General features: G+C 52.5%; 21 protein-coding genes. 20 read left to right on the plus strand and 1 reads right to left on the minus strand.

Annotation, left to right across the window (positions count from 1 at the left end; translation table 11 throughout):
- Positions 1-30: 30 nt before the first annotated feature.
- Positions 31-984 (plus strand): ribose-phosphate diphosphokinase, encoded by a 954-nt coding sequence (locus tag R70331_RS00190; RefSeq protein WP_036678796.1) that lies wholly within the window; start codon positions 31-33, stop codon positions 982-984.
- 87 nt (positions 985-1,071) lie between these two features.
- Here the strand turns inward: R70331_RS00190 and R70331_RS00195 are convergent, their stop codons facing one another.
- Positions 1,072-1,272: a hypothetical protein gene (locus R70331_RS00195; protein WP_042171844.1), complete on the minus strand. Its 201-nt coding sequence runs from the start codon at positions 1,270-1,272 to the stop codon at positions 1,072-1,074.
- A gap of 93 nt (positions 1,273-1,365) precedes the next feature.
- Here R70331_RS00195 and pth point away from each other — a divergent pair, with 93 nt between their 5' ends.
- The 19 genes from pth to hpt all read left to right on the plus strand — a co-directional run bounded on the left by pth (position 1,366) and on the right by hpt (position 20,999).
- Positions 1,366-1,926, plus strand: coding sequence for an aminoacyl-tRNA hydrolase (pth, locus tag R70331_RS00200; RefSeq protein WP_042171847.1), 561 nt, complete (start codon positions 1,366-1,368; stop codon positions 1,924-1,926).
- 90 nt (positions 1,927-2,016) lie between these two features.
- Positions 2,017-2,247 carry an anti-sigma-F factor Fin gene (locus tag R70331_RS00205; RefSeq protein WP_042171849.1) on the plus strand — a complete coding sequence of 77 codons (231 nt, stop codon included), beginning with the start codon at positions 2,017-2,019 and terminating at the stop codon, positions 2,245-2,247.
- Positions 2,248-2,382: 135 nt separating this feature from the next.
- Entirely contained in the window at positions 2,383-5,907 is a 3,525-nt protein-coding gene (mfd, locus tag R70331_RS00210; protein ID WP_042171851.1) for a transcription-repair coupling factor, read from the plus strand.
- Positions 5,894-6,943 carry a peptidylprolyl isomerase gene (locus tag R70331_RS00215; RefSeq protein ID WP_042171853.1) on the plus strand — a complete coding sequence of 350 codons (1,050 nt, stop codon included), beginning with the start codon at positions 5,894-5,896 and terminating at the stop codon, positions 6,941-6,943. Before mfd ends, R70331_RS00215 begins: the two co-directional genes overlap by 14 nt.
- A 195-nt stretch (positions 6,944-7,138) precedes the next feature.
- Positions 7,139-7,681: a stage V sporulation protein T gene (gene spoVT / locus R70331_RS00220; protein ID WP_042171855.1), complete on the plus strand. Its 543-nt coding sequence runs from the start codon at positions 7,139-7,141 to the stop codon at positions 7,679-7,681.
- 138 nt (positions 7,682-7,819) lie between these two features.
- A complete protein-coding gene (locus R70331_RS00225; protein ID WP_042171858.1) occupies positions 7,820-9,484 on the plus strand; it encodes a putative polysaccharide biosynthesis protein in 1,665 nt (554 codons plus the stop codon).
- Positions 9,485-9,615: 131 nt separating this feature from the next.
- Complete coding sequence (mazG, locus tag R70331_RS00230; protein ID WP_042171859.1) at positions 9,616-11,112, plus strand: bifunctional methyltransferase/pyrophosphohydrolase YabN; 1,497 nt, start codon at positions 9,616-9,618, stop codon at positions 11,110-11,112.
- A 286-nt stretch (positions 11,113-11,398) separates the two neighbouring features.
- Positions 11,399-11,671, plus strand: a complete 273-nt coding sequence (locus R70331_RS00235; RefSeq protein ID WP_039868883.1) for an HU family DNA-binding protein — start codon at positions 11,399-11,401, stop codon at positions 11,669-11,671.
- Complete coding sequence (locus R70331_RS00240) at positions 11,671-11,949, plus strand: RNA-binding S4 domain-containing protein (RefSeq protein WP_042171862.1); 279 nt, start codon at positions 11,671-11,673, stop codon at positions 11,947-11,949. The genes R70331_RS00235 and R70331_RS00240 overlap by 1 nt, the downstream gene beginning before the upstream one ends.
- Before the next feature lie 135 nt (positions 11,950-12,084).
- Complete coding sequence (yabP, locus tag R70331_RS00245; RefSeq protein ID WP_039868889.1) at positions 12,085-12,369, plus strand: sporulation protein YabP; 285 nt, start codon at positions 12,085-12,087, stop codon at positions 12,367-12,369.
- Positions 12,366-12,929 (plus strand): spore cortex biosynthesis protein YabQ, encoded by a 564-nt coding sequence (yabQ, locus tag R70331_RS00250; RefSeq protein WP_042171863.1) that lies wholly within the window; start codon positions 12,366-12,368, stop codon positions 12,927-12,929. The genes yabP and yabQ overlap by 4 nt, the downstream gene beginning before the upstream one ends.
- Positions 12,930-12,951: 22 nt before the next feature.
- On the plus strand, positions 12,952-13,287 hold the full coding sequence (locus R70331_RS00255; RefSeq protein WP_042171865.1) for an FtsB family cell division protein: 336 nt from the start codon (positions 12,952-12,954) through the stop codon (positions 13,285-13,287).
- 124 nt (positions 13,288-13,411) lie between these two features.
- On the plus strand, positions 13,412-13,912 hold the full coding sequence (locus R70331_RS00260; RefSeq protein WP_042171867.1) for a S1 domain-containing RNA-binding protein: 501 nt from the start codon (positions 13,412-13,414) through the stop codon (positions 13,910-13,912).
- A 147-nt stretch (positions 13,913-14,059) separates the two neighbouring features.
- Positions 14,060-14,191 (plus strand): hypothetical protein, encoded by a 132-nt coding sequence (locus R70331_RS32260; RefSeq protein WP_269322262.1) that lies wholly within the window; start codon positions 14,060-14,062, stop codon positions 14,189-14,191.
- A gap of 139 nt (positions 14,192-14,330) precedes the next feature.
- A complete protein-coding gene (gene spoIIE / locus R70331_RS00265) occupies positions 14,331-16,841 on the plus strand; it encodes a stage II sporulation protein E (protein WP_042171869.1) in 2,511 nt (836 codons plus the stop codon).
- Positions 16,842-17,256: 415 nt separating this feature from the next.
- Positions 17,257-18,003, plus strand: coding sequence for a vWA domain-containing protein (locus tag R70331_RS00270; RefSeq protein ID WP_042171871.1), 747 nt, complete (start codon positions 17,257-17,259; stop codon positions 18,001-18,003).
- The gene (locus R70331_RS00275) at positions 17,993-18,931 is read left to right on the plus strand and encodes a serine/threonine protein kinase (RefSeq protein WP_042171872.1); all 939 of its coding nucleotides are present in this window, start codon (positions 17,993-17,995) and stop codon (positions 18,929-18,931) included. The genes R70331_RS00270 and R70331_RS00275 overlap by 11 nt, the downstream gene beginning before the upstream one ends.
- A gap of 40 nt (positions 18,932-18,971) precedes the next feature.
- Positions 18,972-20,414, plus strand: coding sequence for a tRNA lysidine(34) synthetase TilS (gene tilS, locus R70331_RS00280; protein WP_042171873.1), 1,443 nt, complete (start codon positions 18,972-18,974; stop codon positions 20,412-20,414).
- Positions 20,415-20,459: 45 nt separating this feature from the next.
- Positions 20,460-20,999, plus strand: coding sequence for a hypoxanthine phosphoribosyltransferase (hpt, locus tag R70331_RS00285; protein ID WP_042171874.1), 540 nt, complete (start codon positions 20,460-20,462; stop codon positions 20,997-20,999).
- Positions 21,000-21,027: the final 28 nt, after the last annotated feature.

Genomic DNA, 21,027 nt, shown 5'->3' on the forward strand with positions numbered 1-21,027 from the left:
TTAAATTCCGTCACGGAGGGTTTATATTTTATGACTTATTGCGATTCCAAATTAAAGATCTTTACTTGTAACTCCAATCCTAAGCTGGCCAGCCAGATTGCCGACTACATCGGCATTCCGATGGGGGAGTCACACACTACAAGCTTCAGTGACGGAGAGATCCAGGTTAAGCTTTCGGAAAGTGTCCGGGGCTGCCATGTCTACATTGTCCAGTCCACCTGCGGCCCGGTCAATGATAACCTGATGGAGCTGCTCGTTATGGTGGATGCGCTCAAACGCGCCTCAGCCAAGAGCATCAACGTGGTTATTCCTTACTACGGCTATGCGCGCCAGGACCGCAAAGCACGTTCCCGTGATCCGATTACGGCCAAGCTCGTAGCGAATCTGATCGAGAAGGCCGGTGCGCACCGTGTCATTACTATGGACCTTCATGCTATGCAGATTCAAGGCTTCTTCGATATTCCGGTGGATCACCTGCTGGGCGTTCCCATTCTGGCCCAGTACTTCCGTTCCAAACAAATCGAGAATCCGGTTGTTGTATCCCCTGACCATGGCGGTGTAGTACGGGCCAGAAAGCTTGCTGACTTCCTTAATGCACCTCTGGCGATTATTGACAAGCGCCGCCCGGAGCCGAATGTCAGCGAGGTTATGAACATTATCGGTAACATTGAAGGCAAGACAGCGATTCTGATCGATGATATCATCGATACAGCCGGAACGATTGTACTGGGGGCAAATGCCCTGATGGAAGGCGGCGTGAAAGAGGTCTATGCTTGCTGTACCCATCCAGTATTGTCCGGTCCGGCCCATGAGCGACTGGAGAATTCACCGATTAAAGAAATCATCGTGACCGATACTATTCCGATCCGCAGCGCTAATCCAACTTCCAAGCTGAAGGTGCTGTCCGTCGCTCCATTGATGGGCGAAGCCATTATCCGCGTTCATGAGGAATTGTCGATCAGCAAGTTGTTTGAGATCGAGTAGGACAAGCCGGAACGGCGATAAATAATTAAAAAAAGGGTTACACCTCCGATGACGGAAGATGTAACCCTTATCGGCGTATACACGCCCCTAGTACCCCGGACGGGAAATAAAGGTGAAGATGCCGCGGTTGTAAAGAGTGCCTTCGAGCTCTGCAAAGCCCTCGTCAACGGCCGTCACTACACCCATTGCCACGAATATACCATCCCTGTAGATTTCTACTGGGACAGCGTATTGAATGTGATACTGGAAATGGCGCTGAAGCGTTAAGATTTCGCCCTGATGTGGCATCGTTCATCACCTGTCTCTGGAGTGTATAAAGCTTATTGTACCAAAAACGGAACTCTTCTGCTTACAAGAGGATAGAAAGGATAGGCCGGAATCATGAAATGGATTGTTGGACTCGGAAATCCGGGAACACAGTATGCGAAGACCAGGCACAATGTCGGATTTATGGCGCTGGACGAGCTTGCAGCCAGAAACGGAATAACCTTTAACCAGAACAAATGCAAATCGGTAATAGGTGAAGGGGTTATCGGCGGAGTCAAAACCGTTTTGATTAAGCCCATGACTTTTATGAACCTGTCCGGAGAAGCGGTCCGTGCCTATATGGAATATTATAAGGTAGCGCTTGAGGACCTGATCGTAGTGTATGATGACCTGGACACCGAAATCGGAAAAATCAGGCTGCGCTATCAGGGCAGCGCCGGCGGCCACAATGGAATCAAATCCATCATCCAGCATAGCGGCACCCAGAGCTTCAACCGGGTAAGGATGGGCATTTCCCGTCCGGAGCCGGGTTATGCCATCGTGGATTATGTGCTGTCCGGCTTTCCAAAGAAAGATGCTGATAAGCTGAAGACGATGATTCTCGATACCTGTGATGCACTGGAGTTCAGTCTCCAGCACACCTTTGAACAGACAATGGCCAAATTCAACGGCTGATTGAAACAGCGGCCCCGCACCGGCTCCGGGCTAAATACACGGGGGGCGGGGCATACTGAAGGGTATATACTACCTTCAGGAGGCATATAGATGGCAATACACTACGTGTGCAGGCACTGCCGCACTTTTCTGGGGAGCATTGACAGAAGTACGGCCACAGAAATTCAACTGGGCTTGCATTCCTTGACCCCTGCGGAACGCAGAGAGATCATAGCGTATGATTCAGACGGCGAAATCACGGTGAAGGTTACTTGCGATTATTGCAAGGAGGCCTTGGATAACAATCCCGAGCTCAGCCTGCTGGCCAGTCCGCTTCAGTAAGGTAAAGCGGCTGTCTCTGTCGTCAACCGTAAGCCTTGGCCTTAATGCTAAGGCTTGTTTTCAATTCCCATCATAACGGGCGGCAGTGATCTAGCAGTCGCTGCCCGGCCTGTTCAGTAAGAGAGGTGTCTTTAGTTGTTACATGGTCTTATAGAGGCTTTTTCCAAGGATCCTGATTTTCAATCGGTTACCCGCGGCGTAGCTGCCGGTATGAAGGAGCAGCTGATCTCGGGCCTGTCAGGCTCAGCCAGACAAATCATGCTGGCAGCGCTCCATGAAGAGCTCGAACGCCCGTTGCTTGTAGTGACCCATAATATGTTCTCTGCCCAGAAGATGGCTGAGGATTTACAGGAAGCGCTTTCTACAGAACGCGTGCTGCTGTATCCTGCCAACGAACTGGTTGCTGCTGAAGCGGCTGTATCCAGCCCGGAGACGCTTGCGCAGCGGATTGACGTGCTTACCCGGTGTGCGCAGGGCTTCCGCGGGGTTATTGTTGTTCCGTATTCCGGCGTCCGCCGGCTGCTGCCGGCGCCGCATGTAATGGCAGCGGCACAGCTGACTGTATCACAAGGCGGGACGCTCTCCCTTGATGAATTCCTGATGTCGATGATTGAGATGGGTTATGAGCGGGTAGAACGCGTAGAGAACCGCGGTGAGCTGAGTGTACGCGGAGGCATCATCGACTTCTATCCTATGATCTCTCCGTTTGCTTACCGGGTGGAGCTGTTTGATGATGAGGTCGATTCAATCCGGACTTTTGATCCTGCCGACCAGCGGTCCATTGATAAGGTCCGGAGTGTTACAGTCACTCCTGCCAAAGAGATCATTGCCGATCAGTCCCGGCTTGAATCGGCTGCTTCAGCAGCTGCCGGGCTGCTGGAGCGTCAGCTTGAGAAGATGACTGACCGTCAGGCCAAGCTGCGCCTGCGCGAAGAAATGGGCCGGGAGCTTGAAATGCTGCGGGAAGGCACCTATTTCCCTGAAATCTATAAATATATCAGTCTCTTATATCCGGAGCGGACTCATCTGTATGATTACATGGCGGAGGACACTCTGCTGGTGCTGGATGAGCCGGCCAGACTGCTGGAAACGGCAAAGCAGCTGGAACGCGACGAGTCGGAATGGAATCTGCATCTGCTTCAGAACGGCAAAAATCTGCCCGATCTGCATCTTTCGGTAGATAATGATGCCATTATGTACCGGCGGCCGTTCCAGAGCCTGTTCATGTCCATTTTTCTGCGCCAGGTTCCGCATATCCAGCCGCAGAATATTCTGGGCTTCATCAGCCGCGGAATGCAGGATTTCCACGGGCAGATGAACGTTTTAAAATCAGAAATGGAGCGCTGGCAAAAATCCGGCGTTAAGGTTGTAATGCTGGCAAGCAGCGAAGAGCGGATGGAACGCATCCGCCGTGTGCTCGACGATTACGGAATTGAGGAGCCGACGCTGCTGCAGGGCAATCTGGGCTCAGGTTTTGAGCTGCCGTCCATTCATCTGGCGGTTATTACCGAAGGCGAAATGTTCTCGCAGAAGCAGCGTAAAGCACGCAAGCTGAACAAGGGAATCGACAACGCTGAACGGATCAAGAGCTATACCGAGCTTAAGATCGGAGATTATGTCGTCCACCAGAATCACGGTATCGGCAAATATATGGGAATCGGTACGCTTGAGGTCAGCGGGATTCACCGGGATTATATGCACATCATGTATGCCGGCGGTGACAAGCTGTCCGTGCCGATTGACCAGATCGATCTGATCCAGAAATATGTCGGTTCGGAAGACAAGGAGCCAAAGGTCTACAAGCTGGGCGGCAACGAGTGGACGAGAGTTACCAGCAAGGTGCGTTCCTCCGTTCAGGATATTGCCGATGATCTGATCAAGCTGTATGCAGAACGTCAGAGCGCCCTCGGCTACGGATTCGAGAAGGACACGCAGGAGCAGCATGAATTCGAGGAAATGTTCCCTTATGAGGAGACGCGTGACCAGCTCCGGGCGATTGAAGAAATCAAGAAGGATATGGAGCAGAACCGTCCGATGGACCGGCTGCTGTGCGGTGACGTAGGCTACGGAAAGACTGAAGTGGCGATTCGTGCCGCGTTCAAATCAGCCATTGAGGGCAAGCAGGTAGCGGTGCTTGTGCCGACGACTATTTTGGCCCAGCAGCATTACGAGACATTCCGTGAGCGTTTCGGCAATTATCCGATTAATATACAGGTACTCAGCAGGTTCCGCAGCCGTAAGGAGCAGAATGAAACCTTAAAAGGCGTGAAGCAGGGAACCGTCGATGTCGTAATCGGGACACACCGGCTGCTATCCCAGGATATGGTGTTTAAAGACCTGGGCCTGCTGATTGTTGATGAAGAGCAGAGATTCGGGGTAACCCATAAGGAGAAGCTTAAAAAGCTGAAAACAAATGTCGACGTTCTGACGCTGACCGCAACACCGATACCGCGTACGCTGCATATGTCCATGCTGGGTGTACGGGACTTGTCAGTCATTGAGACGCCACCGGAGAACCGCTTTCCCGTACAGACGTATGTGGTTGAGCACAGCCAGACTCTTACCCGTGAGGCTGTAGAGCGTGAGCTTGCCCGCGGAGGACAGGTGTACTATTTGTATAACCGGGTGCAGGGTATTCATGAGATGGCAGCACAGATTTCTATGCTGGTGCCTGAAGCACGGGTGGGCGTGGGGCACGGGCAAATGTCGGAATCCGAGCTGGAAAAGACGATACTGGACTTCTTGGACGGGGAGTACGATGTACTCGTCAGCACCAGTATTATTGAGACTGGCGTTGATATCCCGAATGTCAACACTCTCATTGTGCATGATGCCGATAAAATGGGCCTGTCTCAGCTCTACCAGCTGCGCGGGCGCGTCGGACGTTCCAACCGGATTGCCTATGCCTACTTCACTTACCAGCGGGACAAAGTGCTGACAGAGGTTGCCGAGAAGCGCCTGCAATCGATCAAGGAATTCACTGAGCTTGGTTCCGGCTTCAAAATAGCGATGCGCGATCTTTCCATCCGCGGAGCGGGAAATCTGCTCGGTGCAGAACAGCACGGCTTCATTGCCTCGGTCGGATTTGACCTGTATTCGCAGATGCTTGCCGAGGAAATACGGAAGCGGAAGGTTACAGTGCTCGGAGAAGAGGATACGTCCCTGAAGCAGGGTAATACGGTCATTGATTTGTCGATTGACGCTTATCTTCCGTCCGAGTATATTTACGACAGCATCCAGAAAATTGAAATTTATAAAAAGGTTGCCGCAGTGTCTGCCTTTGAGGATGCTAACGAGCTGGAGGATGAGCTGCTTGACCGGTTCGGCGAATTGCCGGAGGCCGTAATTAACCTGCTGTCAGTTGCCCGGCTGAAGGTGTATGGCAAGCTGTACGGCATGGAATCGATGATCCGGCGCGGTGATGAGGTATCCCTTAATTTCCATGAAGGCGGCGCAGCTGCCTTTGATACCGCAAAGCTCGCTAAAGTTGGTAATCAATTCGAAAGACGTGTACAATTTGATAGAGAGGCCAAAGCTGGCATCCGTATTAAAGTCAAGGATCTCAGTGACAAGGAGCTGCTTGATTCTCTGGAGCAGTTTCTGGCTGCAGCGAAAGAGTCGTTAAAATTGAAGGGAGAACTACACAATGTCAGTAAATAAAACAAAATCCTGGAAAGTGCTGCTGGTTTCATTAGCCGCAGCGGTTTCCTTCACTATGCTGTCTGCATGCAGCAGCAATAACAATGCCGCCAATACGGCTGAGGATACCAGCCAGGCTGTAGCAACCTACAAGGACGGTACGATTACAGAAAAGGAATTCGATCTGGACACCCGGGTCATGAAATTCCTGTCCCCGCAACAGGCGGCATATCTGGAGATTGATGCCTTTAAGGAATCCATTTTGAAGCAGGAGGTTGCTTTTGAGTATCTGGCCGGACAAGCTTCGGACGATGCCAAGAAGCAGGCTGAGAAAGAAGCTGATGTACAGGTAAGCTCAATGAAAGAGGCACTCGGCGATACCTATGAAAGTACACTGAAGGAGCAGAATTTGACCGAAGCCGAAATTCGCTCGTATATGGTACGCGTGCTTACAGTGTACCAGGATATGCTGTTGAAAATTACCGATGAGGATCTGAAGGCCGAATATGAGGCGACCAAAGGCGATTACACAGTCGCTACACTGCGTCATGTACTGGTCGGCCTGACTGATGCTGACGGCAAGGAACGGACTGATGAGGATGCGCTGAAGCGGGCTAACGAGGCTAAAGCCAAGCTTGACGCCGGCGGAGATTTCGCTGCAGTTGCCAAGGAGTATTCCGATGATACCGGGTCTGTAGAAAATGGCGGTGAATATAAGGACAAGGCACTGGGCTCTTACGTGGAAGAGTTCAAGCAGGCTGCACAGACGCTGGCGCTGAATACCATCAGCGAACCGGTGAAGACCAGCTTCGGTTATCACATCATCGAAGTGGAGTCCCGGACAGAGACTGCTTTTGATAAGCTGACCGATGAGCAGAAGGAAACGGTGAAGAGTACGCTTGCTTCAAAGAACCTTGAGAAGTTCCTTGATGAGGAGCTTGACTCGCTGGAAATTGAAATTAATCTGCCGAAGAGCACTGCTGCTGCGGACGAGTCCGGTACTGCGGCTACAGCAGCACCAAGCGCAACACCGGCTGCTACAGAAGCAGCCCAATAATCAAAAGAAAAGCCATCCTGACGCTTCCAGGCGAGGGGTGGCTTTTTTGTGTTTAATTAAGCACCTGAGATGTATAAGGAACTGGGAAGAGATGAATACTATGGTCAGATATTACGATAAATCACTGGGATTATCCTTTCCCATAATGGACAGTAGTTGGACCATACTTCTTAAGAAAGCGGGGCAACATGTGAAATGAAAGCTACTGGTATTGTTCGCCGTATTGATGATCTGGGCCGTGTTGTTATTCCTAAAGAAATTAGACGCACACTGCGTATCCGTGAAGGCGATCCGCTGGAGATATTCGTTGATCGGGACGGTGAAGTCATACTGAAAAAGTATTCCCCGATAGGGGAACTTGGCGACTTTGCCAAGGAATATGCGGAATCGCTGTATGAGGGTACCGGACACATTACAATGATTACAGACAGAGACACCTTTATCGCTTTGGCCGGCGGCTCCAAGAAGGAATATTTGGACAAGCAGGTGGGGGTGCTGCTCGAAAAGGTTATGGAGAGCCGCAAGACCTCGCTTGAGACGAACGGCGGAACTTACGACATCAGCAAAGAGCATTCCGAACTGCTGTCCAGTTATGTTGCTGCCCCAATCATTTCAGGCGGTGATCCGATTGGCTGTGTCGTACTGATGAACAAGGATGACTCCGTAAAAATGTCACAGATGGAAATAAAGATGGCCGAGACCGCTGCCGCTTTCCTGGGCAAGCAAATGGAGCAGTAGAAGCTTTGGTGCCGCTGGCCCCGCTCTCCCTTTGATGAATAATCAAAGAGGGGGCGGGGTTTTGTCGTCTGCCTGCTTGCGGTATAATATAGAAATTCATCCTATTATAGCGGTTATTGCTGCAGAAGCAGGTAAATTATGAAACCAGGCACATCAGGCTCCAAGCTGCTGCAAGGGGCATTTATTCTCAGCGCGGCAGCCATTGTATCCAAGCTTATCGGTACGCTGCAAAAGATCCCGCTGCAGAACCTGGGCGGTGACGCTGTATTCGGTATTTATAACACGGTTAACCCGCTTTATACGATGCTGATTACGGTGGCAATGCTGGGCCTGCCGTCGGCGATCTCCAAGTTTGTCGCTGAAGCCTCAGCCGGGGGCAATGAGGCTGAGGGAAGACGGATTCTCCGGCAGTCAGCAGTTCTCACAGCGGTCTGCGGGATTATCATCGGTATACTTACCTATGCAGGTGCTCCTGTGATTGCCCGTATAGTCGGCAATTCACACATCATACCGGCTCTGCATACCAGTGCCTTCGGACTGGCTGTTGTTCCGCTTATGGCTGCATTGCGCGGTTATTTTCAGGGACTGCATAATATGCTGCCCACAGCCGTATCACAGGTAACAGAGCAGTCTGTACGTGTCATTGTCATGATTGCGCTGCTGCTGTATCTGACCGGAAGCGGAGCAGGCGCAGCGGAAATTGCGGCTGGAGCCATGCTCGGCTCGGCTGCCGGCGGAGCTGCCGGGCTGATCGTTATGCTGCTCTTTTGGAGACGGCACGGGCGGCAGTCTGGTCAGGCCGGACCTGCTGTGTCTGCAGCTGCCGGTGCAGAGCCTCCGCGCCTACATACCGCAGCTGCGGGCCGAACCAAACAGGCGACCCGAGGGCAGCTCCTGGCTTACGGCCTGCCGGTGATGCTGGGAGCGCTGGCTGTGCCGTTGATCGGGCTGGTCGATGTATTCACCGTCCCAAGGCTGCTGTCATCTGCCGTCGGCGAGGCAGCCTCCATGGCCCAATTCGGTATTTATAACCGCGGGCTGCCGCTCGTGCAGATCGTGACCATGCTGGCGACCTCGCTGTCAGTTGTCTTCATCCCCGCCCTGGCGGAGGCCAAGTACCGCGGCGATGATGCCTTAATCCGAACCCGCTGCAGCCTGTCGCTGCGCTGGTTCTGGCTGCTGGGCCTGGCCGCTTCGGTCGGCCTGGCGGTTCTGGCAGAGCCGGTCAACGTGGCTCTGTACGGCGATGCCGCAGGCAGCGGCACGATGATCTGGCTGGCCTTCACCGCCGCCGGCGGTACCGTCAGCATCATCTCTGCCGCGCTGCTGCAGGGCCTTGGCGCCGTGCGCGCGCCGGCGCTGCACCTCTTGGCCGCCGCTGTGCTTAAGGCGGCCCTTAACCTGCTGCTGGTGCCGCAGCAGGGCATTACCGGCGCCGCCATCGCCAGCGTGGCGGCGCACGGGTTCGCAGCAGCGCTGAACGTGCTGCTGCTGTACCGGCAGGGCTATCTGCGGCTGCGCATCGCAGATGCCCTGCTGCGGCCCGCGCTGCTGCTCGCGGGCCTGGGGCTTGCCGCCGCCGCCGTGAGCAGCGGCACGGCTTTGGCGCTTACCGCCGCCGGCTTAGGCGGCGGGCGGATGGCCAGCCTTGCGCAGACGCTGCTGGGCGTTCTGGCGGGCTGCGCGGTCTTTGCGCTGGGCGCGGTCAGGCTTCGGCTGCTCAGCGAGAGCGAGCTGCGCCAGCTGCCGGGCTTCGGCCCGAAGCTTGCGGACAAGCTTAAGCAGCTGCGCCTCTTTCCTTAAGAGTACAGTCAATAACCTGTACCATCCGGCTTATGCATAGCTGATATTAGAGCGTTATAACAATAACAGGCAAGACAGGCCTGCCCCCGGATCAACCGGCCACAAGGGCAGGCGAAAAAGGAGTGAAAGCCATGAGTGCAAAATTAACTGTGGTCGGCCTGGGCTCAGGCAACCCGGACCGTCTGACGCTGGGGATTATCAAGAAGCTGCAGGCGGCTGCGGCCGTCTATGTGCGGACGGCAGAGCATCCGGCAATGGCGGCTTTGACAGAGCTTAAGATTAATTCGCAGTCCTTTGACGGACTGTACGAGTCGCTGGACTCCTTCCCGGAGGTGTATGAAGCGATCACCGCAAGACTAATTGAAGAAGCGCTGTCCGCACCGGAGGGTACTGAAATAGTCTACGCTGTTCCCGGACATCCGATGGTGGCCGAATCAGCGGTATCCAAGCTGCGGCACCGCTGCCCGGAAGCCGGCATTGAGCTGCAGATTCTCGGCGGCGAGAGCTTCCTGGACGAAGCCTTCGTGCGGCTCGGCTTTGATCCGATTGAAGGCTTTCAGCTGCTGGACGCCTCGGGGATCCGCAGCTCACAGCTCCAGCCTGAGCTCCATACGCTGATCGGGCAGGTCTATGATACCTTTACTGCTTCGGAGACCAAGCTGTGCCTGATGGAGCTGTATCCGCCGGAGTACGAAGTGATAGTCGGCCATGCCCTTGGGGTGGAGCAGGAGGAGCAGATTGTGCGTGTGCCGCTCTATGAGCTGGACCGGATTGACGGCTACGGCAATCTCTCCCTGGTCTATATCCCTGCGAACCGTGCAGAGAATGCGCGCAGACGTACCTTTGCGCGGCTTCATGAGATTGTGGACACCCTGAGAAGCCCGGAGGGCTGCCCGTGGGACCGTGAGCAGACGCATGAATCGCTGCGCAAGAATCTGATTGAGGAAACCTACGAAGTGCTGGAGACCCTTGATGAGGATGATCCGGATCACATGAAGGAGGAGCTTGGCGATCTGCTGCTGCAGATTATGCTTCACTCCCAGATTGAAGAAGAGCTCGGCACCTTCAGTGTCTTTGATGTCATCGAGGGATTGAATGACAAGCTGATTTTCCGTCATCCGCATGTATTCGGCGATATGAGCGCAGCGGACGCTGAGGAGGCGCTGAAGAACTGGGACGGCATGAAAGCCGAAGAGAAGCGGCTCAAAGGCGTGAAACCGGAGACAGAATCGGCGCTCAGCGGAGTTCCCCGTGATCTGCCTGCCCTCATGAAAGCCTACAAGCTGCAGAAGAAGGCCTCCAAGGTGGGCTTTGACTGGGACAATATTACCGATGTACTGGCCAAAATCCGTGAGGAGGCAGATGAGCTGCAGGAGGCTGTTGAGAGCGGCGCAACGCCTGAGGAACAAATGCTGGAGCTTGGTGACCTTCTGTTCGCGGCAACGAATGCCGCCCGTTTCATTGGAGCAGACCCGGAGGAGGCGCTAACCCGCACTAACCGTAAGTTTGTGTCCCGCTTTGCCTACATCGAGCAGCAGCTGCTTGCCCGGGGTACCAGTGTGAAGGAGAGCAGTCTGGGTGACATGGAGCTGTTATGGCAGGAAGCCAAGCTGCAGGAGCGGAATTAATTGCAGCAGACTTTTGCATAAACCGTTACTCTAGCCGTATAGCTGCTGCAGGAAGCGGCAATGCTGTGAATGAGGCTTCATTCTCTGGTTTCAAATGCCGCAAGAGGTTTATAATGTAGTAGTGCCTGGAGCCGGAATAGACGATTTTTCAAAAAAACGGCGGTTTGCGGCAGGATTTCCGGGCGGCATCAAGAATATCATAAAGACGAAATGACGATTTGAGGCAGATTTTGGCAGCTGATCGCGTTTCATTTATTTTTTTGTATCCTAGGAGGAACTTCTAATTATGAACAAGACAGATCTGGTAAACAACATTTCCGAAAAAAGCGGATTGGCAAAAAAAGATGTAGAAGCCGTATTGAACGGTGTACTTAGCGAAATTACCGATGCTTTGTCCAAGGGTGATAAAGTACAGCTGATCGGCTTCGGTACTTTTGAAACACGCAAACGTTCCGGCCGTACCGGCCGCAACCCGCAATCGGGCACACCTATTGAAATTCCTGAATCGACTGTACCAGCCTTTAAGGCTGGCAACAAGCTCAAAGAAGCCGTTAATTAATGCGTCTGGACAAGTATCTGAAGGTGTCCCGTTTAATCAAGCGCCGCACAGTGGCCAAGGATGTGTCCGAGCAAGGCCGGGTGCTGATTAACGGTAAGGAATCCAAGCCAAGCAGCACAGTAAAGATCGGTGACGAGATTACAGTGCAGTTCGGCCAGAAGCTTGTAACGGTCAAAGTGGAGAAGCTGGTTGAAACCACCCGTAAGGATGAGGCAGCCGGGATGTACACACTGCTCCGTGAGGAGCCTGTTGCCAAAAGCAGCGGACTGGACTGGTAGAAGCAAATAGTAATAATCACAAGTACAGCCTTACTTTATGTAAAGCTGTGCTTTTTTATATGTTCAGGAGATTCAGCCAGTTCTATAACCCGTTCCCCCACCATAGATTAGAATCAAGAAGGAGGGGTACATGCTATGATCGAGCCAGTAAAAGTCAATAAGCAGCATGATCTGCACATGCGCAGCCGCAAGCAGCTGGAGCTGACGGGTGTTCAGAATGTAGAGAGCTTCGACAGCGAGGAATTTTTGCTCCGTACGGAGCTTGGCCATCTCACCATCCGGGGGAATCATTTACATATCAAAAACCTCAGCCTCGAGAACGGCATTCTGTCGCTGGAAGGCAATGTCCATTCCCTGATTTATCTTGATCCCGGAACACAGGGGAAAAACAAAGGCATACTGGGCAAGCTGTTTAAATGAACCCCGCAGTTCAGTGGATGACCCTGATTTATATGATACTGGCCGGTTCAGCTATGGGCGTGGCTTATGACAGCTACCGGGTGCTGTCGCTGAAGCTGAGCTTTCCTAAATGGCTCAATGCGCTGCTGGATCTGCTGTATTGGATATGGGCTGCGCTGCTTGTGTTTCGCATGCTGTATGCCGGAAATCAGGGTCAATTGAGGTTTTATGTCTTTTTAGGGCTCTTTCTAGGCGTATGGATCTATTTTTTGATCTTCAGTGTTACGGTCCGGCGTTTTGTGGTAATGTTAATTCAGTCGGTCCAGTATACGTGCAGACTGCTATGGAGAGCACTGGAAATCTTAATAGGTGTACCGCTGCGCTGGCTTTGGCGGCTTTGTAAAGGGACGCTATTGCTGCTCGGGCGCATCCTGTTATTTATTTTGAAGCTGCTCTTGCGTCTAACGAAGCCAATCTGGGTATTTCCAGTAAGATGGATCTCTCCGTATGTATCCCGGCTCGGTCAATCGGCCTGGATTAAGAGATCAATTGAATGGATAACCGCATGGCGGAAACGCTGACCTTACATTGGGGGTACGACGCATGAACAGATTTACTGCGGAAGATAAGGGAACGGCAAGCAAGGCTGTGGCCGCAGGTGCGAAGAGAAGAAAGTTCATATGGCTTGCGGTAATGACTGTATTCTTCAGCTGGTCCGGTTACATTTTCTTTGCCCAGAGCGCTTCGATTGCGGACAAGAGTGAGGTGCTTGCCAAGAAACAGGCAAGCAGCGAGAATGTCACTGCCTCGCTTAACCAGCTGAAATACGAGGTCTCCAGGCTTAATGATGATGAGTATATCGGACAACTGGCGCGGAAATGGTACAATATGTATCTTCCGGGCGAACTGCCAATCCGTACAGAGCAATCAGGGCAATAAAGCTGGCCAAATCAGGCTTTAGCTGTGTTGCCTTGATTTGCTCTTTACTGTATAATCAAATCACCGCAGACTGGATGGAGTTTATATTCGTCTGTATATTTTTAAGGGAGGATCATTTTATTCTATGGCAATTGAAGTGGGCACCAAGTTAGAAGGCAAGGTGACAGGCATCACGCATTTCGGAGCATTTGTGGATCTGTCAGGAGGTGTCACAGGTCTCGTTCACATTTCGGAAATCGCTGATAACTACGTCAAGGATGTTAACGATCATTTGAAGATTGCTGATGTAGTAACCGTCAAGGTGATCAATGTTGACAAGGACGGCAAGATCGGGCTTTCCATTAAGCAGGCTGTTGATAAGCCGGCATCAGAAGTACGTCCCCCTAGAGCCCCAAGACCAGAACGTCCAAGCGGCGGAGACCGTTTCGGCGGAGGTAGCGGAGGCGGTGGAGGCGGCGGTAGTTTTAATCGTGAACGGGGTGGGCGTCCATTCAAGCCTGCAGCCGGTAAACCTTCATTCGAGGATAAAATGTCACGCTTCCTGAAAGATAGCGAAGAACGGATATCTTCGATCAAGAAGAACACAGAAGGAAAACGCGGCGGCCGTGGAGCCAAACGCGTGTAATCCGATACTTGTACAGCATAAATAACCGCAGGGGCATCATGCCGCTGCGGTTTTTTTATTGTATTCCTGGAATCCCCCCGCAAAAGGTCTGAGCCACGTTCCATGTGAAGGCTCTGCTGTGGGGTTAATTTGTCGCAGCAGAATAAATTGCCGACAGCATCCTTGCCGATTTCACATATCTCCGGGGCAATCGCTGACGAATATCTGCTGTCAGGTTTTAATCCGCAAGTCATGTATGCAGCCACAAGCGAAGCTAATCCGGTGGCCCGTAAGGGATAGGAGTTAATTTCCATAAAATGTCGGCCCGGGCTTTTTTGTCGGAAATTTCTTAAAGTCTGCTCTCTGTTTCTGACAAACTTTCATAGAATCGTGCGCTTATAATGAGAACCATAAATTCTCTAACGGGTGGTGCGAAGGAATGAACAAAAGCAATGTGGTGAATTTGCCGGAGTGGACCAGAGCCGGAAGCAAGGACAAGGGACAGAAGGAAGAGGCCTGGAGCACGCGTGTAAAGAACTGGGGCATGAAGCTGACGCTAATCCAGCTGATAGCGGTGAAGAAATGGACCCTGCTGCTCAGTCTGATGGGCTTTCTGCTGGGACGGGCCATGATTTTGGACGAGCTCTCACCCTTTGCTGTAGCTTACTTTGCTGTAATTCTCTTTATGAGAAAAGACTCCGTGCTGCCCGTGGCTGGTGCTATTATTCTCGGCAGCCTGTTTACACCGTTTCCCGGAGCCGCTGTAGTCGCCTCAGAGCTGATCGTCCTCTTCCTGATCTATAAGGGTATGGAGAACTTTCAGCGGATAGACTTATCCTATGCTCCGCTTATGGTATTTGTATCCTCGTTTATGGTCGGCCTGTTCCGGGTCGTGATTGGTCCCTCAATTGCCTGGTACCCGCTGATGATGGCTGCTGTTGATGCCCTGCTTGGCTTTGTACTGACACTCGTATTTCTTCAGGCTCTCCCGTTGTTTACATTCAAAATGAAAAGCCGGGCACTGCGCAGCGATGAGGTTCTCTGCCTGATTATTCTGCTTGCCTCGGTTATGACAGGACTTGTAGGCTGGACAGTAGGAGGGCTATCGCTCGAGCATATCCTGTCCCGTTATCTGATTTTGCTGTTTGCCCTAGCGGGAGGAGCTCCGCTTGGTGCTGCAGTCGGAGTAGTCACCGGCCTGATCCTCAGCCTTGCGGATATCGGAGCCATCTATCAGATGAGCCTGCTTGCTTTCTCTGGTATGCTGGCAGGTATGATGCAGGCCGGACGCAAAGGGGCCGTATCCATGGGGATGCTGCTCGGCTCAACGATTCTATCCGTGTACTTTCTGGGGCCCGGCGATGTCATGTCATCCACCTGGGAAACCTGTGCTGCTGTGCTGCTATTTCTTCTAACACCGAAAGGAATGATTACAGCTATAGCAAAGTATGTACCTGGCACTGCCGATCACAGCCGTACCCAGCATGAATATGCGCGGAGGGTCCGGGATATTACAGCAGAACGGGTTACGCAGTTCTCTCAGATTTTTCAGCAGCTGTCCAGCAGCTTCGGACAGATTCCCCGCGCCGCAGAGGCAGGAAAGAGTGACCGGGAAATGGAGAATTTCATGAGCACTGTAACTGAAGGCGCTTGCGCGGGCTGCATCCGGCGGACACACTGCTGGGATGCTAAATTCTATCAGACCTACCGGTATATGACCGATATGATGACTACGGTGGAAGAATGCCCGGATATCACAGCAGCCCAGCTTCCTCCGGAATGGAACCGGATCTGCGGAAAAACGGCTGAGGTGCTGGATGTTATGAAAGGCCAATATGAGCTATACCAGCATGATATGCGCTGGAAGCGGCAAATATACGACAGCCGCCAATTTGTTGCCGAGCAGCTGTCCGGCGTCTCCCAGGTCATGGAGGATCTGGCCCGGGAAATTAAACGTGAGGGACAAGCCATGTACCGTCAGGAAGGGCAGATCCGTGAGGCGCTGGAGAAGCTGGGCTTGTCCATCCACAGCATTGAAATTCTCAGTCTGGACCCGGGGCGGGTTGAGATCGAGATTGTCCATGCTTACACAAGAGGCTTCGACGAATGCCGTAAAATGATTGCACCGCTGCTCTCGGACATACTGGAGGAGAATATCGCTGTCGTCAATGAAACGGCAGTTCATCCGCGGGAGGGCCTGTCCATGGTTACCTTCGGCTCAGCAAAAGCATATGAGGTTAGTACCGGTGTGGCAGGCGCAGCCAAGGGCGGAGATATGCTCTCGGGAGACAGCTTTAGTACAGTGGAGCTGGGGAACGGAACCTTTGCAGTCTCAATTAGTGACGGGATGGGTAACGGGGAGCGCGCGCGGATGGAAAGCAGTGCTGCGCTATCGATGCTGGAGAAGCTGCTGCAGTCAGGTATGGACGAGAAGCTGGCAGTCAAATCGGTAAATTCCATTTTACTGCTCCGATCGCCCGAGGAATTCTATGCGACGGTCGATATGGCACTGATTGACCAGTACTCCGCACAGACCACCTTTATGAAAATCGCCTCCGCACCCAGCTTTATCCGCCGGGGCAGTGAGGTGATTCCGATTACCTCAAGCAACCTGCCTATCGGAATCATTAAGGATATCGAGGTGGATTTGATCAGTATGCAGCTATGCCCGGGTGATATTCTCATTATGATGACAGACGGTATTTATGATGCGCCCGGATATGCCGTTAATAAAGAGATATGGATGAAGAGGCTGATTCAGGAGCTTGAAGGGGACGATCCCCAGGATATGGCTGATGAGCTGCTGGAGAAGGTAATCCGCTACCAGGGCAATGAGATCCATGATGATATGACGATTGTAGTCAGCCGCCTGGATCACTATCATCCGCAGTGGTCCAGCCTGCATCTGCCCGGGATCGGCCGGATGGAGCGCCCGCGGACTGTCAGCTGATTAGCTGGTATCCGTGAGGGTACGCTGCTGGAGCAGATCGACTTTTGTAAGCAGGCATTTAATGGAATGAATCCACTTACATGCTGCGTGGGGGCTCTAAATTCGATTTTAGTGGGAAAAGGTTCACTTAATTTCTGCACATATTGACCCAAAGTCTACTTTTTGAGAATATAAGTAGCTTTTTTCCAACTAACTTCTGATATTCGGGCAGATTCATTTAAATAGCGGTCGTTTTTCCAACTAGTGGACTCGCTCTCTATTTAAACCGCAGTGCGGCCGCTCTGCGGCAGGTTTTTGTCTTCTCTTTGGCGGGCCCATTCACTAGACCTTTAATTTTGCAGCTAAAGCGCGTTTGAAATCTCTCAACCTTGGATATGCTAGAAATAGAGACAAGGCAAAGGGGAGTGAACGGGTTATGAGACAAATTCTGCTCATTACTGACGGCTGTTCGAACGTGGGGGAAAGTCCGGTGATGGCTGCGGCGCATGCCCGGCAGGAGGGAATCACCGTTAATGTTGTCGGCGTTATCGATTATGGAACAATCGGAGAGCTGGGCAGCAGGGAAATTGCTGACATTGCCAAGGCAGGCGGAGGCCTAAGCCGGATTGTCGGGACGCCGCAGCTGGCGCAGACGATGCAGATGATGACGCGCAAAACCGTGGTTCAGACCATTCAGCAGGCGGTTAATAAAGAGGTAAAAAAAATACTGGGTGAAGGCTCGCTCGAGGATTTGCCTCCGGCCAAACGTTCCCAGGTAGTTACTGTAGTGGATGAGCTTACGGAGACTACACCTCTGCGCATTGCGCTGCTAATAGATGCCAGTGCCAGCATGAAGCCCAAGCTTCCAGCAGTGGAGGAAGCCATCCGCGATTTGGCGCTGAGCCTGGAAGCGCGCGAAGGACGCAGCGAAATTGCCGTGTTCCATTTTCCCGGGCGCAGCAGCAGCGAGGATGCGGCACTGGATATGGACTGGAGCAGTGATGTATCGGCGGTACGCTCGCTCTTCAGCAGAATGAAGATGAGGGGGGCTACTCCGACAGGACCGGCAATTTTCAGGGTGCTTGAGCATTACCGATATGATAAACTGGATGAACACCGTGACCGCCTTGAGCGGGGGGAACGCGATGAACGAGAAGGGATGATTGGTGGGTATGTCGTCTAATCCACCCTATCCAGTAGGCACAGTAATTACAGGCAAATGGCGGGGCAACCGCTATGTCGTCGAACGGATGCTGGGAAAAGGGGCGAATGGAACCGTATATCTCGTGCAGCGGGAAGGCCGACGGGAGAAGTATGCGCTAAAGGTTGGTAACGATACGCTTGAGCTGCAGTCGGAGATCAATGTGCTGACCACCCTTCAATCCTGCCGCAAACGCAGTGAGCACCGGGCACGCCGTGAATCTCCGCTATCCTCATATTTACTGGAATCCGATGATTTCAAAGATGGGGTGAATGAGCCCTTCTATGTTATGCGTTATGTTGAGGGAAGACCGCTGCATCATTTTCTCTCCAGGCACGGCGCATCCTGGCTTGGGCTGGTCGGTCTCCGGGTACTGGAGAAGCTGGAGAAGCTGCATGAATGCGGCTTTGTCTTCGGCGATTTGAAGCCGGAGAATGTGATGGTGTCTGACTATGGTGAAGCCGAGCTGATTGATTACGGAGGGGCAAGTCCCATCGGGCGCAGCGTCAAGCAGTTTACCGAATGGCATGACCGCGGCTTCTGGAATGCCGGCAGCCGAACGGGGGATGAGAACTATGACCTGTTTTCCTTTGCTGTATTATGCCTGCGCCTTTTAAATGAGGGCGGACTGAAGGTCTGTGCCCAGCAGCTGCCTCAGACACGGAGCGTGGATGATCTCATGAAGCTGGCCCGAAATCTTCCGGATAAGAAGCTCTCCTCCTGGCTATGCCTGGCGCTAAAGGGCGGATTTCCCGGATCGGCACAAGCGTCGGCGGTCTGGAAACAGCATATTTATGGGCAGCACAAACCGGAGAGACAGGCTGCAGTCACACCGCGCTGGCTTAAGAATGCTTTTGCATTATCGTTATTTGTACTGGTCTTTACGATTTACTGGGTAATCCGGTTTTGACATAATACATAAGATCAACTGGCAGGAAAGGAATCCGCAGATGGAGCAGATGAAAGAACTGGTGCAGTCCGTAATGGAGTCCGCGGCCGAGCATGAGCTGTGGGCGCCCCATGACACCTTAGTAGTCGCAGTTTCCGGAGGACCGGACTCTGTGGCTCTTTTGCGTATCCTGTATGAAATTTCGCAGAAATGGACACCGCTAAAGCTGGTATGTGCCCATGTTAACCATGGCTTCAGGGAGGAGTCTGCCGGAGAAGCTGAATTTGTCCGCAGGCTTGCCGAGGAGCTGGGATTGCCGTTCGAGCTGGCAGAGTTCGATATTCCTGCTATGGCAAAGGACAGCGGTCTCGGACCGGAGGGAACAGCAAGGGAGAAGCGGTATGCGTTTCTGATCGAAATAGCACTTCGTTACGGTGCGCGTGCGGTCGCACTGGCCCATCATGCGGATGACCAGGCGGAGACGGTGCTTATGCGGCTGCTGCGGGGAAGCGGTTCCGGGGGGCTTGCCGGAATGCGCTGGAAACGGACCGAAAAAAAGGTGGAACTCATCCGGCCCTTCCTTCGTATTAACAAAACAGCTCTTACCGGCCTATGCCAAGAGCAGGGGTATAACTACGTTCTGGATGCCAGTAATCTGCTGACGCATTATACGCGTAATGCAGTACGGCTGGATCTGCTGCCCATGCTGGAGAAATACAATCCCAGGGTGAAGCAGTCCCTGCTGCAGCTGTCTGAAATTACCGGGGCGGAAGATGAGTACATGGAGGCGAACGCGCTAAAATGCTTCCAGGAGCTTGTTTCGGCGGAGCATGGAAAATACACCTTGAAAAGAGCTTCATTTGCAGCGCTGCCGTCCGCTTTACAACGGCGTTTGATTAAACTAATATTAAATTATCTGTCGGCGGATGCATTATCACCCGATTTTTCCAAGATCGAAGCAGTACGCCGGGGAACGCTGCAGGAACAACCCACCGGATGGAATCTAGATTTGGGCGGGGGACTGATCTGTGTGCGGCAGTATGATACCATTTTATTCTCGTCCAAGCCTCAGCCTCGGAAGGTTAGCTATACATATCGGTTGTCTTTGCCGCATTCCCGCCTTGACATTGAGGAGATTGGAAAAGCAATGACGATGACGGTGCTGGAGAGGGAAAGCTTTGCTTTACAGGGGGAGGATTCCGGGAAGACATCAGCCTGGTTTGACAGTGAAGAGCTGGCCATGCCGCTGACCGTCCGTTCCCGATTGCCTGGAGATACCATAAGGGTTATGGGATTAAACGGAAGCAAAAAGGTAAAAGATATTTACATTGATGATAAAATACCTTCTTCCGAACGCTCTGTGATTCCCCTTGTTTGTGATGCTGCAGGCAATATCGTCTGGATTCCGGGCGTTAGGCGCTCGATGCATGCCGCAGTAGGGCGGCACACGGCCTCGGTTCTGCTCTTGACTCTGGAAGAACTGGAGAAAAGTGAAGAAGCGTAATGGTCGAAGTAAGTCTTTCATAGTATAACTTAGGAGGTTCGCAAGTTGCAGAATGATATTCAGGAAATCTTGATCAGCGAAGAGGAAATTCAACAAAGAATCAGGGAGCTTGGCGCCCAGCTGAGCGAAGAATACGCAGGACGCACGCCTTTAGTGATTTGTGTACTCAAAGGCGCGTTTATCTTTATGGCAGATCTGGTTAAAGTCATTACAGTACCCGTTGAAATGGACTTTATGGCGGTATCCAGCTACGGTGGTACGACTAAGTCGTCCGGCATCGTCAAAATCATTAAGGATTTGGATACCTCGGTAGAAGGCCGCGATGTTCTGATTGTAGAGGACATTATCGACAGTGGCCTCACGCTCAGCTACTTGATTGACATGCTGCAGGGACGGAACGCCGCTTCCATTAAAGTAGTGACCCTGTTCGACAAGCCTTCAGGCCGCGCAGTTACTCTAGAAGCCGAATATACCGGCTTTGTGATTCCTGATGCCTTCCTGGTAGGCTACGGTCTGGACTATGCCGAGCTATACCGGAACCTCCCTTATGTCGGTGTGCTGAAGCCTGAAGTTTACACTAAATAATCGATTCGACAGCCTTAGATCTAAGGAT

The organism is Paenibacillus sp. FSL R7-0331 (genome assembly GCF_000758645.1).
Taxonomy (GTDB): Bacteria; Bacillota; Bacilli; order Paenibacillales; family Paenibacillaceae; genus Paenibacillus_AQ; species Paenibacillus_AQ camerounensis.

Bases quoted from the DNA above. Each gene is read 5' to 3' on its own strand.
- R70331_RS00255 (WP_042171865.1), top strand. From the start codon at position 12,952: ATGAACAGATTTACTGCGGAAGATAAGGGAACGGCAAGCAAGGCTGTG.
- R70331_RS00240 (WP_042171862.1), top strand. From the start codon at position 11,671: ATGCGTCTGGACAAGTATCTGAAGGTGTCCCGTTTAATCAAGCGCCGC.
- pth (WP_042171847.1), top strand. From the start codon at position 1,366: ATGAAATGGATTGTTGGACTCGGAAATCCGGGAACACAGTATGCGAAG.
- R70331_RS00270 (WP_042171871.1), top strand. From the start codon at position 17,257: ATGAGACAAATTCTGCTCATTACTGACGGCTGTTCGAACGTGGGGGAA.
- yabP (WP_039868889.1), top strand. From the start codon at position 12,085: ATGATCGAGCCAGTAAAAGTCAATAAGCAGCATGATCTGCACATGCGC.
- spoVT (WP_042171855.1), top strand. From the start codon at position 7,139: ATGAAAGCTACTGGTATTGTTCGCCGTATTGATGATCTGGGCCGTGTT.
- tilS (WP_042171873.1), top strand. From the start codon at position 18,972: ATGGAGCAGATGAAAGAACTGGTGCAGTCCGTAATGGAGTCCGCGGCC.
- spoIIE (WP_042171869.1), top strand. From the start codon at position 14,331: ATGAACAAAAGCAATGTGGTGAATTTGCCGGAGTGGACCAGAGCCGGA.
- R70331_RS00215 (WP_042171853.1), top strand. From the start codon at position 5,894: ATGTCAGTAAATAAAACAAAATCCTGGAAAGTGCTGCTGGTTTCATTA.
- R70331_RS00205 (WP_042171849.1), top strand. From the start codon at position 2,017: ATGGCAATACACTACGTGTGCAGGCACTGCCGCACTTTTCTGGGGAGC.
- R70331_RS00275 (WP_042171872.1), top strand. From the start codon at position 17,993: ATGTCGTCTAATCCACCCTATCCAGTAGGCACAGTAATTACAGGCAAA.
- yabQ (WP_042171863.1), top strand. From the start codon at position 12,366: ATGAACCCCGCAGTTCAGTGGATGACCCTGATTTATATGATACTGGCC.
- R70331_RS00260 (WP_042171867.1), top strand. From the start codon at position 13,412: ATGGCAATTGAAGTGGGCACCAAGTTAGAAGGCAAGGTGACAGGCATC.
- R70331_RS00235 (WP_039868883.1), top strand. From the start codon at position 11,399: ATGAACAAGACAGATCTGGTAAACAACATTTCCGAAAAAAGCGGATTG.
- R70331_RS00195 (WP_042171844.1), bottom strand. From the start codon at position 1,272: ATGCCACATCAGGGCGAAATCTTAACGCTTCAGCGCCATTTCCAGTAT.
- mazG (WP_042171859.1), top strand. From the start codon at position 9,616: ATGAGTGCAAAATTAACTGTGGTCGGCCTGGGCTCAGGCAACCCGGAC.
- R70331_RS00190 (WP_036678796.1), top strand. From the start codon at position 31: ATGACTTATTGCGATTCCAAATTAAAGATCTTTACTTGTAACTCCAAT.
- R70331_RS00225 (WP_042171858.1), top strand. From the start codon at position 7,820: ATGAAACCAGGCACATCAGGCTCCAAGCTGCTGCAAGGGGCATTTATT.